The sequence below is a fragment of the Streptomyces sp. NBC_00078 genome, from assembly GCF_026343335.1.
Lineage (GTDB): Bacteria > Actinomycetota > Actinomycetes > Streptomycetales > Streptomycetaceae > Streptomyces.
Window position 1 is genome coordinate 6804791 of sequence record NZ_JAPELX010000001.1, and the last position, 15369, is coordinate 6820159.

The 15369-nt window shown below is 68.7% G+C and carries 10 protein-coding genes; 9 read left to right on the top strand and 1 reads right to left on the bottom strand.

From position 1 onward, the window contains the following. Positions 1-162 precede the first annotated feature (162 nt). The 3 genes from OOK07_RS31990 (at position 163) to OOK07_RS32000 (ending at position 5648) form a co-directional block, all read left to right on the top strand. The gene (locus tag OOK07_RS31990; protein WP_266802103.1) at positions 163-2316 is read left to right on the top strand and encodes an IucA/IucC family protein; all 2154 of its coding nucleotides are present in this window, start codon (positions 163-165) and stop codon (positions 2314-2316) included. 88 nt (positions 2317-2404) lie between these two features. Next, positions 2405-3217, top strand: coding sequence for a GNAT family N-acetyltransferase (locus OOK07_RS31995; protein WP_266685254.1), 813 nt, complete (start codon positions 2405-2407; stop codon positions 3215-3217). A 454-nt stretch (positions 3218-3671) separates the two neighbouring features. Beyond that, positions 3672-5648: an ATP-dependent DNA helicase gene (locus OOK07_RS32000; protein WP_266685255.1), complete on the top strand. Its 1977-nt coding sequence runs from the start codon at positions 3672-3674 to the stop codon at positions 5646-5648. Between the two features lie 273 nt (positions 5649-5921). Here OOK07_RS32000 and lexA read toward each other — a convergent pair whose 3' ends face one another. After that, the gene (lexA, locus tag OOK07_RS32005) at positions 5922-6701 is read right to left on the bottom strand and encodes a transcriptional repressor LexA (RefSeq protein ID WP_266685256.1); all 780 of its coding nucleotides are present in this window, start codon (positions 6699-6701) and stop codon (positions 5922-5924) included. Between the two features lie 562 nt (positions 6702-7263). On the opposite strand from lexA, the gene nrdR reads away from it, so the two are divergent. From nrdR to OOK07_RS32035, 6 genes are all read left to right on the top strand, one after another. Continuing rightward, positions 7264-7824 (top strand): transcriptional regulator NrdR, encoded by a 561-nt coding sequence (nrdR, locus tag OOK07_RS32010; protein ID WP_266685257.1) that lies wholly within the window; start codon positions 7264-7266, stop codon positions 7822-7824. Positions 7825-7986: 162 nt separating this feature from the next. Beyond that, entirely contained in the window at positions 7987-10890 is a 2904-nt protein-coding gene (locus OOK07_RS32015) for a vitamin B12-dependent ribonucleotide reductase (protein ID WP_266685258.1), read from the top strand. A gap of 278 nt (positions 10891-11168) precedes the next feature. Beyond that, complete coding sequence (locus tag OOK07_RS32020; RefSeq protein ID WP_266799896.1) at positions 11169-11435, top strand: hypothetical protein; 267 nt, start codon at positions 11169-11171, stop codon at positions 11433-11435. Positions 11436-11562: 127 nt separating this feature from the next. Continuing rightward, positions 11563-12711, top strand: a complete 1149-nt coding sequence (locus tag OOK07_RS32025; protein WP_266799898.1) for a tyrosine-type recombinase/integrase — start codon at positions 11563-11565, stop codon at positions 12709-12711. Then, the gene (locus OOK07_RS32030; RefSeq protein WP_266799899.1) at positions 12708-13028 is read left to right on the top strand and encodes a helix-turn-helix domain-containing protein; all 321 of its coding nucleotides are present in this window, start codon (positions 12708-12710) and stop codon (positions 13026-13028) included. Before OOK07_RS32025 ends, OOK07_RS32030 begins: the two co-directional genes overlap by 4 nt. Continuing rightward, positions 13025-15349 carry a site-specific integrase gene (locus OOK07_RS32035; protein WP_266799900.1) on the top strand — a complete coding sequence of 775 codons (2325 nt, stop codon included), beginning with the start codon at positions 13025-13027 and terminating at the stop codon, positions 15347-15349. Before OOK07_RS32030 ends, OOK07_RS32035 begins: the two co-directional genes overlap by 4 nt. The last annotated feature ends 20 nt before the right edge of the window (positions 15350-15369 follow it).

A 15369-nucleotide genomic window follows, 5' to 3' on the forward strand; every position in this document is an offset into this window, starting at 1 on the left:
ACCCCCACCCCCACCCCCGCATCCGGCGCCGGCTCTCCCACGCTCGACGGAGGTCCCGACGTCGCATCTCCCTCCCATGAGATGAGATCCGACCCGGCGATGCCACCGGTGCCTTGTCGGGAGGGATGGGTCGTGGAGCAGGCGCAGGCGCAGGCGCAGGAGATGGAGCGGGTGCAGGGGCGGGAGCAGGAGAGAGTCCCGGAGCAGCGGAAAGCCCCTGTCGCCGAGTTCCCTCGCCGGGTCCGCGCTGACCTCCTGGAGCACTCCGACCCGGGCACCGCGGCCGAGGTAGCGGCCGTCGAGAACCTGCTGCGCTGCTGGGTGCGCGAATCCGGCATCCAGGCCCCCGACGACGGCACACTTCGTATCCCCCTGCGAGCCAGTGGCACTGCCCTATGCGCCCCGGTCCACTACTGGTCCCCGACGGGATGGCACCGCTTCGGTCTCCCGTCCCTCGCCGACGCCCCCGAACAATCCCCGCCGGCCGACGCGGTCACAGTCGCCGCACTACTCGCCAGGGAGACGCCCGAACGCGGGTACGACACGCCGGCCCAATCCGTGGCTCCGGGGGCTGCAACTGGGCTTGGGGGGTTGCCCCTTGCCTCCTCGGGTTCTGTGACGGTCACCGGATCAACGGCTCCTGCGCCAGTTTCCGCGCCCATGACCAGCACGCCGCCGGCTCCGGGTGCGGAGCCCGCGAAGACAACCGGCACGCCATGGGCGCTCGCCCCGGGACCTGCGGCGACGACCGGCGCCCCATTCCCTCGTGCCTCCATGTCCGCCCCGCCGGCTCGTCCCCCATCGGCTGCCGGCCCCACATTCACCCCCACGCCCGACCTCGTCGTCCGCGTCGCCGACTCCCTCCGTCGCACCGCCACCTTCATCCACGAGCGTCGCCAGTGCCCTTCCGACGGTCCCGACCTCTTCCTCGCGGCCGAGCAGGCGCTCCTGCTCGGGCATCCACTGCACCCGACTCCGAAGAGCCGCGAAGGTCTCTCCCAAGCCGAAGCGTGCCTGTACTCACCGGAGTTGCGCGGCTCCTTCCCCCTCCACTGGCTCGCGGTCACTCCTTCCTTGCTCGCCACGGACTCCTCCTGGACGGAGCGCGGTCGCCGTGTTCCCGCGCCACAGCTCATGGCAAGGCTCTCCGAAACTGAGCCGGCCCGGCCCGATGGCTACGCCCTCCTGCCACTGCACCCCTGGCAACTACGCGAGGCCTGCCAACGTCCAGAGATCACGGCCCTGTTCGACGCCGGACTCCTGCGCGACCTCGGCACGCTTGGTTCCCCATGGCACCCCACTTCCTCCGTACGCACCGTCTATCGGTCCGGCTCCCCAGCCATGCTCAAGCTGTCGTTGGGCCTGCAGATCACCAACTCCCGCCGCGAGAACCTCCGCAAGGAACTGCATCGCGGCGTCGAGGTCCACCGCCTACTGCGCAGCGGACTGTCCGGGCAGTGGCGGGCCGCCCACCCGCAGTTCGACATCGTCCGCGACCCGGCCTGGCTGGCGGTCGACACACCCGAGGGCAACCCCGTACCCGGACTCGACGTGATGATCCGGCACAACCCGTTCAGCCCGTCGGACGACGTCTCCTGCGTGGCAGGGCTCGTCTCGCCCCGGCCTCAGGCACAAACAGGCAACAGCAGCCCGGCGGGCATGGCGCGCCACCATCCGAAGCCGGAGTCGCAGCCCCTGTACTCACGACTGGCCACGGTCGTCACGCACCTTGCCGGCCGAACCGGTCGCCCTCGTGAGGTCGTTGCCACCGAGTGGTTCATGCGCTATCTGCAACAGGTCGTCCGGCCCGTGCTGTGGCTGGACGCGGAGGCAGGGATCGCCCTGGAAGCCCACCAGCAGAACACGCTGGTCCTGCTGGACGCCGACGGCTGGCCCGCGGGCGGCCGCTACCGCGACAACCAGGGCTACTACTTCCGCGAGTCCAGGCGCGCGGAACTCTCCGAGCGACTGCCCGGTATCGGTGAGCGCAGCGACACCTTCGTGTCCGACGAGGTCACCGACGAGCGTTTCGCCTACTACCTGGCGATCAACAACGTGCTCGGCCTCATCGGTGCCTTCGGTTCCCAGCGTCTCGCCGACGAACGGCTGCTGCTCGCAGCCTTCCGCCGTTTCCTCAGCGACGTCGCCTCCGGACCCGCCCGGTTGCACACCTCACTCCCAGCCCACCTGCTGGACTCACCGGTCCTGCGCTGCAAGGCCAATCTGCTGACCCGGCTGCACGGCCTCGACGAACTCGTCGGCCCGGTCGACACCCAGTCCGTCTACGTCACCATCGCCAATCCCCTCCACTCCTGACAGCCGATGCCGACACCGCCGATCATCATCAACTCCCTTCCGTACCTGAGGAACATGCCCCACCTCACATTCTGAGAGGAGCGTCGCCGTGCCTCCCACCGACGCCAGCGCACACGCAGTCACCGCCCCCAGCACCGACACGGGCGCGGATACGAGCCCCCGTACGGCTGACGGCAGTACCGGCCCGGGCACGGACAGCGAGGACACGCTGGATCTGCGTCTGCCGGACGAGCTGGTTGCGCTCTTCGCAGCGGAGGCCGACTCAGGCGAGGCACGGAGTCGGCACGAAGCGATGACTTCGCCCGTCCCTTCGGTCACCGTGGCCGTCGACGACCTCCTCGACCGTGTCGCCGGCTGGGGGCCGGTCGTCACTCCCGTGGGTATGTTCCACCTAGTCCCCGTGCGAGTAGAGCGGGACCTGCCGCTGATCAGCCGCTGGATGAACGACCCCGCCGTAGCGGAGTTCTGGGACCTGTCCGGCCCACAGACCGTGACCGAGAGCCACCTGCAGGCCCAGCTATCCGGTGACGGGCGGAGCGTGCCCTGCCTCGGAGTGCTGGAGGGCACACCTATGAGCTACTGGGAGATCTACCGGGCAGATCTCGACCCACTGGCCCGCCACTATCCCGCTCGACCTCATGACACCGGAATCCACCTCCTCATCGGCGGCGTCGCCGACCGTGGCCGAAAGCTCGGCAGCACCCTGCTCAGATCCGTGGCCGACCTCGCGCTCGACAAGCGGCCTGCCTGCCCACGCGTCATCGCGGAACCCGACCTTCGCAACACCCCCTCCATCGCAGCCTTTCTGAGCGCCGGCTTCCGGTTCTCCGCCGAGGTCGACCTGCCCGCCAAACGGGCCGCCTTCATGGTCCGAGACCGGTCCTTGCGTAATCTGCTATGACGCCGTGCCACAGCGTCGTCACTCTTGGTACACCGCTCAGCCCGATCCGGTTCCCATCACCGTCGAGCCGATCTCCGACCGCGTCGATCGCAGCCGATCGCCCACCCCGTCGATCGCTCACCGAGCGGATCACTCCCGAGCGGATCGCTCAGGCGCCGTGGCGGCCTTCCCCGCGCCCAGCCGCTCTCTCGCACCCGTCCGACCCGCCCAAACCTGGCCCGACCCGCTCTGCCCTGCCCCGGCCCGCCCAGGCCCGCCCAGATCTGGCCCGGCCCACGGCTCCACCACGCTTCATCCCGCACCCCGCCATCCGCCCCGACCGCCCCCGGCGGTCCGCCCCACCTTCCCAGGCAATCCTCCCGACCTCACCTGAGGAGTACTCGGTCTTGATCCGGCCCCTCGCCCCCGCTTTGATCACCCGTTTGTCAGTGCCGGGTCGTAGGGTGGTCGCGCTATGACGAAGCCCTCACTCCCCGAACTCCTGCATGCTGCCGTCACTGCCGTTGGCGGTACGGAGCGCCCCGGCCAGGTGACTATGGCCGAAGCCGTCGCGGAAGCGATCGACGACGGTTCCCATCTGCTGGTCCAGGCCGGCACCGGCACCGGAAAGTCGCTGGGCTACCTCGTGCCCGCGCTTGCGCACGGGGAGCGCGTCGTCGTGGCGACGGCCACTCTCGCCCTGCAGCGCCAGCTCGCCGAGCGGGACCTGCCGCGCACCGTCGAGGCACTGCACCCCTTGCTGCGCCGCCGCCCGGAGTTCGCGATGCTGAAGGGCAGATCGAACTACCTCTGCCTGCACCGTCTCCACGAGGGCGTCCCGCAGGACGAGGAGGAGGGACTCTTCGACCAGTTCGAGGCGGCCGCGCCCACCAGCAAGCTGGGTCAGGACCTGCTGCGGCTGCGCGAATGGTCCGACGAGACCGAGACCGGGGACCGCGACAACCTCACGCCCGGAGTGTCCGACCGGGCCTGGGCGCAGGTGTCGGTCTCCTCCCGGGAGTGTCTGGGTGCAACGAAGTGCGCATACGGCGCCGAGTGCTTCGCCGAGATGGCCCGTGAGCGTGCCAAGCTCGCAGAGGTTGTCGTCACCAACCACGCACTGCTCGCGATCGACGCCATCGAGGGCGCCCCGGTCCTGCCGCAGCACGAGGTACTGATCGTCGACGAGGCACACGAGCTGGTCTCCCGTGTCACCGGAGTGGCCACGGGCGAACTCACGCCCGGCCAGGTCAACCGAGCGGTGCGCCGCGCGGCGAAGCTTGTCAACGAGAAGGCAGCCGACCAGCTCCAGACCGCCGCCGAGGGCTTCGAGCGGCTGATGGAGCTGGCTCTGCCGGGCCGTCTGGAGGAGATCCCGGAGGACCTCGGGTACGCGCTCATGGCGCTGCGCGACGCCTGCCGAACGGTGATCTCCGGGATCGGCGCGACCCGCGACAAGTCCGTCCAGGACGAGGACGCGGTCCGCAAGCAGGCGCTCGCGTCCGTGGAGTCGGTGCACGACGTGGCGGAACGGATCACCAACGGCTCCGAGTGGGACGTCGTCTGGTACGAGCGCCACGACCGCTTCGGTGCCTCGCTGCATGTCGCCCCCATGTCCGTCTCGGGCCTGCTGCGGGAGAAGCTCTTCGCGGACCGCTCCGTGGTCCTGACCTCAGCAACGCTGAAGCTGGGCGGCGACTTCAACGGCGTCGGCGCTTCCCTCGGACTCGCTCCTGAAGGCACAGAGGGAGAGGACCTGCCGCAGTGGAAGAGCGCTGACGTCGGCTCGCCCTTCGACTACCCCAAGCAGGGCATCCTCTACGTCGCCAAGCATCTGTCGCGCCCCGCGCGGGACAGCGACCGCGCGGACATGCTGGACGAGCTGACGGAGTTGATCCAGGCAGCGGGCGGGCGCACCCTCGGCCTGTTCTCCTCCATGCGGGCCGCACAGCTCGCCGCCGAGGAACTGCGCTCCAGGATCCCGGAGTTCCCGATCCTCCTCCAGGGCGAGGAGACGCTCGGCGAGCTGATCAAGAACTTCGCCGCAGACCCTGAGACCTGCCTGTTCGGCACGCTGTCGCTCTGGCAGGGCGTCGATGTCCCGGGCTCCAGCTGCCAGCTGGTGGTCATGGACAAGATTCCGTTCCCGCGTCCCGACGACCCTCTGATGAGCGCCCGCCAGAAGGCGGTGGAGGACGCGGGAGGCAACGGCTTCATGGCGGTCGCAGCCACGCACGCCGCGCTCCTCATGGCCCAGGGCGCCGGGCGCCTCGTACGGGCGTCGGGCGACCGCGGCGTGGTCGCCGTACTGGACCAGCGGCTGGCCACCGCCCGCTACGGAAGCTATCTGAAGGCGTCGCTACCGGAGTTCTGGTACACGACGGACCGCGACCAGGTCCGCAAGTCGTTGGCGGCGATCGACGCGGCGGCGAAGAAGACAGAGGCCGAATGACAGAGGCCGATGCCCGAGGCCGAACGAACGAGACCCGATAACCGAGGTCGAATGATCGAGGCCCAACGACCGAGGCCAAGTGAACAGACCCCATGACCGAGGCTTAATGATCGGGTCGGCCTGTCGCGAGTCGTGGCAGGCCGGCACCGATGCAGAGCCCCCTGGCGGCAGGGCCCGCCGACGGGGCCCGGACAGCACAGGGCCCCGGAACCGGCGCAGGGGTCCCGGGGCCCGGTCAGAAGGCGGTTCCGCACGAACCGCCCGCCGCAGCCGTCACACGCGCCGCAGCACTGCCACCACCTTGCCGAGGATGGTCGCGTCGTCGCCGGGGATCGGCTCGTACGCCGCGTTGTGCGGGAGGAGCCAGACGTGGCCGTCCTCGCGCTTGAAGCGCTTGACGGTGGCCTCGCCCTCGAGCATCGCGGCGACGATGTCACCGTTTTCGGCGACGGGCTGGCGGCGCACCGTGACCCAGTCGCCGTCGCAGATCGCGGCCTCGATCATGGAGTCACCGACGACCTTCAGCACGAACAGCTCTCCGTCACCGACCAGCTGGCGGGGGAGAGGGAAGACGTCCTCGACCGACTCCTCGGCGAGGATCGGGCCGCCGGCGGCGATACGGCCCACCAGCGGGACGTACGACGCGGCGGGCTTGCCGGCGGTGTCGGTGGGCTGCGCGGAGGCGCCCTGGTCGGAGCCGCGGACCTCGTACGCGCGCGGGCGGTGTGGGTCGCGGCGCAGGAAGCCCTTGCGCTCCAGTGCCATCAGCTGGTGTGCGACCGAGGAGGTGCTGGACAGTCCGACCGCCTGGCCGATCTCCCGCATCGACGGCGGGTAGCCGCGCCGCTGTACGGAATCCCTGATGACCTCGATCACCCGACGCTGCCGGTCGGTGAGCCCGGAGCTGTCCGCCCGGATGCCTGGAGGTCGGCCCGGCAAGGAGCGCTTGTGCCCCTCGGGGCTCACGGGTTCATTCATCGCATGCACCGGCTCGAGTTGGCCCTGGGAGCGGTCCTGGGCAGTGATGGTGGCACTGTCTGCGGTCGTGGTCACGTCGGCCCCTCTCGATGGTCTCCCTGCTGGACAACGGTAGTTGCTTTCGAAAGGTTGCGCCAAACACACGTTCGAGTGAAAAACCGCGAACCGCCTGGCTTGATCATGTGTCTGGGTGTATGGCTGACGCGGCACCTGGCGGACAAAGGGGCTTATTCTTGTACTCTTCACCGCCGAGGTGCTGACCTCGTGAGTTCCTGCCCCAGTCTGCCATCCGGTATCCCGTCAACCGGGGACCGGTGGCCATCTCTGCGGGAGCCCCACGGGCCCTCCCTCTGGCGCCCACGTTATCTCCGCATGTGCGGCAAGGGTACGGCTGAGCACCTGCGGATCCCCTCGGCCACGGCGCAGTGGCACATGCCCATGCGCACGCGACACGCGCGCATGACGTGTATGTATCGGCCAATCCCTACATCTAGTGGTTGGATTTCAGCAGCAGCCCAGAAGTTGTGGTCCCCCGGGTCTTCAGGCTCCTGGCGATCGCCTATGCTTGGGGCTGCTTCGAGGGGCCCGTGAGGCCCTGCGAGGCTATTGAGTCTGCTGTGAGGAGGGTTGGGAGTTCATGCACTGCCCCTTCTGCAGGCACCCTGACAGCCGTGTCGTCGACAGTCGTACGACCGACGACGGCACGTCCATCCGCAGGCGCCGCCAGTGTCCGGACTGCTCCCGTCGTTTCACGACCGTGGAGACGTGTTCGCTCATGGTGGTCAAGCGGTCCGGAGTCACCGAGCCTTTCAGTCGCACCAAGGTCATCAACGGCGTGCGCAAGGCATGCCAGGGGCGGCCTGTCACCGAGGACGCACTCGCCCAGCTCGGCCAGCGGGTCGAGGAGGCGGTGCGGGCCACCGGAAGCGCCGAACTGACCACCCACGACGTGGGTCTGGCCATACTCGGCCCGTTGCAGGAGCTCGACCTCGTCGCGTATCTGCGATTCGCCTCCGTCTACCGGGCGTTCGACTCGCTCGATGACTTCCAGGCCGCCATCGCGGAACTCAGGGAGGGGACGCGACCCGCCGCCGCGGACAACGACGACCGCGAGGACACCGCTGCGGGGAGCCAGGAAGACGACCGCGGGCGCGGAGGGACTGCTGAGGTCCCCGAGCCCGCCCACGCCGCCGACTGACCGAGGGCTGGAACGGGGCCAAGGCGCCGGAACCGGCCGCGAGGCGGCGATCGAAGACCTGTTGCGGGCGGCAGTGCGAGAAGCCCGCAGCATCAGACACAACACCGTGCCACGGGAACATCGGGGCACTTCAGGGCGTTTCAGCCCGTAGAGGGAGGCGGCATGACAGAGACGGCGAGCGGTCCGGCACGGAGTTCCCGCGCCAAGGGCGTCAAGGCGACCAAGGGACTGCGTATCGAGCGCATCCACACCACTCCTGGCGTGCACCCGTACGACGAGGTGGCCTGGGAGCGCCGTGACGTCGTCATGACCAACTGGCGCGACGGCTCGGTCAATTTCGAGCAGCGCGGCGTCGAGTTCCCCGACTTCTGGTCGGTGAACGCGGTCAACATCGTCACCAGCAAGTACTTCCGCGGTGCTGTCGGCAGCCCGCAGCGTGAGACCAGCCTCAGGCAGCTGATCGACCGCATCGTGAAGACGTATCGGAAGGCCGGCGAGGACTACAAGTACTTCGCCTCGCCCGCCGATGCCGAGATCTTCGAGCACGAGCTGGCGTATGCCCTCCTGCACCAGATCTTCAGCTTCAACAGCCCCGTCTGGTTCAACGTCGGTACCCCGCAGCCCCAGCAGGTCTCCGCCTGCTTCATCCTGGCGGTCGACGACTCCATGGAGTCGATCCTCGACTGGTACAAGGAAGAGGGCATGATCTTCAAGGGCGGCTCCGGTGCCGGCCTGAACCTCTCCCGTATCCGCTCCTCCAAGGAGCTGCTCTCCTCCGGTGGCAACGCCTCCGGCCCCGTCTCCTTCATGCGCGGCGCCGACGCCTCCGCCGGCACCATCAAGTCCGGTGGCGCCACCCGCCGTGCCGCCAAGATGGTCATCCTCGACGTAGACCACCCCGACATCGAGGACTTCATCGAGACCAAGGTGAAGGAAGAGGAGAAGATCCGCGCGCTGCGCGACGCGGGCTTCGACATGGACCTCGGCGGTGACGACATCACCTCCGTGCAGTACCAGAACGCCAACAACTCGGTCCGCGTGAACGACGAGTTCATGAAGGCGGTCGAGCAGGGCGGCAAGTTCGGTCTGCGTGCCCGGATGACCGGCGAGGTCATCGAAGAGGTCGAGGCCAAGTCCCTGTTCCGCAAGATGGCCGAGGCCGCCTGGGCCTGCGCCGACCCGGGCATCCAGTACGACGACACCATCAACCACTGGCACACCTGCCCGGAGTCCGGCCGTATCAACGGCTCGAACCCCTGCAGCGAGTACATGCACCTGGACAACACGTCCTGCAACCTCGCCTCGCTGAACCTGATGAAGTTCCTGAAGGACGACAGCAAGGGCAACCAGTCCTTCGACGGCGAGCGTTTCGCGAAGGTCGTCGAGCTCGTCATCACCGCGATGGACATCTCCATCTGCTTCGCGGACTTCCCGACCCAGAAGATCGGCGAGAACACGCGCGCGTTCCGCCAGCTCGGCATCGGCTACGCCAACCTCGGCGCCCTGCTGATGGCGACCGGTCACGCCTACGACTCGGACGGCGGCCGCGCCCTCGCCGGGGCCATCACCTCCCTGATGACCGGCACGTCGTACAGGCGCTCCGCCGAACTCGCCGCGGTCGTCGGCCCGTACGACGGCTACGCGCGCAATGCGAGCGCACACAACCGCGTCATGAAGCAGCACGCCGACGCCAACGCCGTGGCCGTCCGCATGGACGACCTCGACACTCCGATCTGGGCCGCCGCCACGGAGGCCTGGCAGGACGTGGTGCGCCTCGGCGAGAAGAACGGTTTCCGTAACGCCCAGGCGTCGGTCATCGCGCCGACCGGCACCATCGGTCTCGCGATGTCCTGTGACACCACCGGTCTTGAGCCCGACCTCGCCCTGGTCAAGTTCAAGAAGCTGGTCGGCGGCGGCTCGATGCAGATCGTCAACGGCACCGTCCCGCAGGCCCTGCGCCGCCTGGGCTACCAGGAGGAGCAGATCGAGGCGATCGTCGCCCACATCGCCGACCACGGCAATGTCGTCGACGCCCCGGGCCTCAAGCACGAGCACTACGAGGTGTTCGACTGCGCCATGGGCGAGCGCTCCATCTCCGCGATGGGCCACGTCCGCATGATGGCCGCGATCCAGCCATGGATCTCCGGCGCCCTGTCCAAGACGGTCAACATGCCGGAGTCGGCGACCGTCGAGGAGGTCGAGGAGATCTACTTCGAGGCCTGGAAGCTGGGCGTCAAGGCGCTCGCCATCTACCGCGACAACTGCAAGGTCGGCCAGCCGCTCTCCGCCAAGACCAAGGACAAGGAGAAGCCCGCGGCCGACACTGTCACCGAGAAGGCCGAGGCGACCATCCGCGAGACGGTCGAGAAGGTCATCGAGTACCGCCCGGTCCGCAAGCGCCTCCCGAAGGGCCGTCCCGGCATCACCACGTCCTTCACGGTCGGCGGCGCCGAAGGCTACATGACGGCCAATTCCTACCCGGACGACGGCCTGGGAGAGGTCTTCCTGAAGATGTCCAAGCAGGGTTCGACCCTCGCGGGCATGATGGACGCCTTCTCCATCGCGGTCTCCGTCGGCCTCCAGTACGGCGTGCCGCTGGAGACGTACGTCTCGAAGTTCACCAACATGCGCTTCGAGCCGGCCGGCATGACGGACGACCCGGACGTGCGGATGGCCCAGTCGATCGTCGACTACATCTTCCGTCGCCTGGCGCTGGACTTCCTGCCCTTCGAGACGCGCTCCGCGCTCGGCATCCACTCCGCCGATGAGCGTCAGCGCCACCTGGAGACCGGTTCGTACGAGCCTTCCGACGACGAGATGGACGTCGAGGGCCTGGCCCAGTCGGCGCCGCGCACCCAGGAGCTGAAGGCCGTCGCCATGCCGCGTGCCGAGGTCGAGGCGGTCAAGCCCGCCCCGATGCAGGCCCACACCAGCGCCGAGCTGGTGGAGATGCAGCTGGGCATCCAGGCCGACGCCCCGCTGTGCTTCTCCTGCGGCACGAAGATGCAGCGGGCCGGCTCCTGCTACATCTGCGAGGGCTGCGGGTCGACCAGCGGCTGCAGCTGATTTTGGGCCAAGTTGCATCGGATGCAACGGGCTGATTGTCCGTTGTAGTCGGCAGGTCGGCTGGATTGAACGCGGTTGTCCTCTGGCTTTGTAACCAGAGCCAGGGGATCACCCAGATTCGTCTCAGCCGCTGTGCGTTGGCGGCTGAAACGGCGAACGCCCAGCCTTGTAGGGGCCGGGCGTTCGTTGCGGCACCGAACTGATGTCAATGCGCTGGGTGAGATCACGCATGAGATCAGCTTCCGGGTCGCGATGCAACTTTGACCCGGAGGGGGGTGTTGATCATTTCAAAGAATCCTCGTCAGACTGGCGCAAAGGCCGCTTCGGCCGCCGCCAAAACGCTGACCAGTAAGAACGCAACCAAGGCGGAGAAGTCCGCTGCGGCGAGCGCGCTGTCGCAGGCGCCTAAGAGCACCGGCCAGACCGGCGCGAAGGCTGCCTCGGCAGCCGGTAAGACGCTGGCCAGCAACGGGGCGACGAAGGCGGAGAAGTCTGCTGCAGCCAGCACGCTGGCGCAGACGCCGCCTCGCCCCAAGAAGAAGTGAAGCGCGGATGCCCGGGGCCTACACCTGGGCATCCGCCCCGTCGGCTGATGCTCTCGATGCTTGGCCTACCGAGTTCGAGGCGAGCTGACTCTTGCCCTCGGGTCGCATCAACCTCAACAATGTTGCAGTGAATGCAACGGAGCCCCGTGGGGCACAGGACGGTAGCCTGGCTGGCTCTGCCCGCCTGGAACTGATCGACGGCGTCGTCCATCTCGTCCCCGAGAGCGCGATGCTGGAGGCCATGTTGCAGGGCTGGGCGCGTCAACAACGCGCCCGGTTCCTGAACGAGGACGGGACTATCAAGCCGCGCCAGGCGATGGTTCGGCGGCTGGTCGACTTCACCAACGAGTACCCGTGGCAGTGGCAGCCGGCTGACGCCGAGGCGTTCATCTCGCATCTGCGGTCACCCAATCGCAGTCGGCCGATCGGCATGTCGACCGGCCGGGGCTACGAGACGACGCTCGCTCTGTTCATGGGCTTCATCGCTGACCGCCGGTACGGCTGGGCGGCGGAGTGCCTGGAGCGGTTCGGCCAGGCGCCGCAGCAGATCTTCCACGAGGACAACCGCGTTGCCCATGTGGCCGAGTACGAGGGTCAGCCGGGCAGACGGCCGCTCACCTACGACGAGATCCAGGCGCTGTTCGACGCCGCCGACGGCCGAGCTGAGGAAGTCCAGACCCGAGGCCGCAAGGGCGCACTGACTGCGATGCGGGACTCCGCCCTTCTCAAGACGATCTATGCCTATGGTCTGCGGCGCAACGAGTCCCGGATGCTCGACCTGCCTGACCTGCGGCGAGCCCAAAAGCGGCCCCAGTACGGCAAGTATGGCGGCATCTACGTTCGCTACGGCAAGGCGTCCAAGGGCAGTCCGCCCAAGCGCCGCACGGTGCTGACGGTCAAGGAGTTCGACTGGATCGTCGAGGTGCTCGACCGCTGGGTCACCGAGATCCGTCCCGCCTTCTCGCCCGGCAAGCTCTCCGCGCTCTTCGTCACCGAGCGCTCCGGCCGGATGTCCCTGCGCGGCGTCAACAAGGCGTTCACCACGGCCAGGGACGCCGCTGGCCTGCCGCCCGAGCTGGACTTGCACTGCCTGCGGCACTCGAACATCACGCACCTCGTCGAGTTCGACTATCCCGAGAAGTTCGTATCTATCCAGGCCGGCCACGACCACGCCAGCACGACCGCCATCTACACCGGCGTGTCCGACGAGTACCGCAACCGCGTGATTCAGCGCGCGCTGAAGGACCGCCACCCCGACCTCTGGGAGACCGAATGATCAAGAAGATGGGGATCGACTGGAACCTGCGCAAGCTCATGGCCAGCCGCGACATGTTCCAGACCACGGACCTGGTCCCACTGCTCGCCGAACGCGGCGTCCACCTCTCCCGTGAGCAGGTATTCCGGCTGGTCACCCAGCCCCCGCAGCGACTGTCGATGGACACCCTCGCCGCACTCTGCGACATCCTCCACTGCACCCCGAACGACCTGATCGAAGTCCAGCCGGTCAACGCCCAGGTCAGCAAGGCCGTCGGCGACACCGTCCGCCCCCTGCCGCAGGTCCGGCGGACCACCATCCGTCGCCCAGGCGAGTGAGCCGCACGCGCGACCAGCGCCGAGCCGAGGAACGCCACGACCGCCGGGGCCGGATCGCCAGCGCGCTCACCACCTCCTTGCCCGGCCTGGACGTGGAGGCCGCGGCGGCAACGCTGAAGGCGGCCAAGGCCGACCGCGGCGTCGCCCTGCGGGAGCTCGACGAGCACTTGGCAGCCCACCCGGACGCGCTCAGTTCCGGCGATCCGCGCTGCCCGGCCGTGATCGTCCGCCTCGCGCAAGCCCTGGTTGCCGCCGGGCACACCGGTGCTACCCCACCCACATGCTCGGACTGCCGACGCACCGGCATCCCGCTGCCCCGCAGCGGCCCCGACGGCCGGATCTGCCAGGCATGCGCTGCCCGAAGCCCCCGGAACAAGAAGCCGTGCGCGCGCTGCGCGCGCACCGCCCGGATCTTCGCCCGCCGTGACGAAGGCGGCATCTGCTACTCCTGCTACCGCACAGACCCGCAGGTCACCGAGGACTGCGTCGGCTGCGGACGCCGGCGGATGCCTGTCACCCGCCGGCCGGACGGCCAGCCGCTCTGCGAAGCCTGCTGGACCCCGCCCGCGCACACCTGCACCGCCTGCGGGAGGGTCGGCCAAGCCCAATCCCTCGGCCCGGCCGGTGCGCTATGCACGACCTGCTACCGCCGCCTTGCCCAGCCTCGCCGGACCTGCGGCAACTGCGGCAGGCACCAGCAGATCGTCCGCCGTGCCACCGCCCACAGCCCCGATCTGTGCTGGAACTGCGCGACCCCGCCCGCCGCCTCGTGCTCCGTTTGCGGCCAGGTCCGGCCCTGTCCCAAGAACTCCCAGGGGCAACTCGTCTGCCGCACCTGCCGGCCCCGCGCCACCACCATGTGCTCAGCCTGCGGACATTCCCGCCCCGCCCACGCTCACTGGCCCCGCGGGCCGGTCTGCGGCGCCTGCTACGTCCGCATCCTCGACCACCCCGAGCAGTGCCACCGCTGCGACGAACGGCAACCCCTGATCGGGCAGGACGAGAGCGACCATGGGATCTGCGGGCCATGCGCCGGGCTGCCCGGCATCTACACCTGCCCGACCTGCGGCAACAGCGGACGTCTCTACGCCGACGGCCGATGCCCCCGCTGCATCCTCTCGGTCCGCCTCGAAGAACACCTATCCGGGCCTGACGGCCAGGTCCCGACCCAACTCCGGCCGCTAAGAGACGCGTTGGCAGCCGCCGAGACTCCCCGCGGCGTCCTGTCCTGGCTGAAACGGAGTCCGAACGCCCGCCTGCTCGGCGAACTCGCCACGAGCGGCAAGCCGGTCAGCCATGACGTCCTGGACGAACTCCCGCCCAGCCGTTACGAGCACTACGTCCGCCAGACCCTGGTCCACACCGGCGTCCTGCCGGAACGTCACGAGGACCTCGACCGAATCCCCGCCTGGTTGGATCAGCTCCTGGCCGACCAGCCCGCCAAACACGCCGCCCTGATCCGGCCGTTCGTCCACTGGTTCCTGCTCAAGCGGGCCCGCCGCCGGGCCACCCACCGAGGACGTCCTGCCATGGCCGGCTCCTACCTCCGCACCCGGATCCGCGTCGCCCTCGAACTGCTGACCTGGCTCGACGAGCGGCAGTTTGCCTTCGGGGACCTCACCCAGGACCGCCTCGACCAGTGGCTCGCGGACGGCAACACACGCAACTACTCCATCCGCTACTTCCTGAGCTGGGCCGCCAAACGCGACCTGCTGCCGGAACTGACCGTCCCGGCCATCCCCCGCCAGGAGCCCGCGAGGATCCTGGACGAGGACGAGCGCTGGCACCAACTCAGCCGCCTCCTGAACGACACCGCGCTGCCCCTGGACGTCCGGACCGCCGGCGCCCTGGTGCTGCTGTTCGGGCTGCCGACCTCACGCATCCGCCTCCTCCACACCGAGCACCTCGGCGAGCACGACGGCCAGACGCACCTGGCCGTCGGTTCGCCCCCGCTGTTGGTCCCGCCGAAGCTGGCCGTGCTGCTGAATCAGCTCGCCGAAGCCCCTATCAGGCAATCCAGGATCAGCGCCGATGCATCAGGGCCGCGCTGGCTCTTCCCCGGCCTGCTGCCAGGGCGCCCGGCCGGACCGTCCGGGTTCAGCCGCAAACTCCTGGACCACGGGATCGATGCCCGACCCGCACGCAACGCGGCCCTCATCGCGCTCCTGGAGGACGTCCCGCCCCCGATCCTGGCCGACCTCCTCGGCCTCCACATCAACACCGCCGTCCGCTGGGCCGACATCGCCCGGCGCGACTGGACCGACTACCTCTCCGCCCGCGACAGCACCCTCACAGATGAGCCGGGCCCGGCAGAAGCGTGAGTCCTCGCACCCCCGCCGCA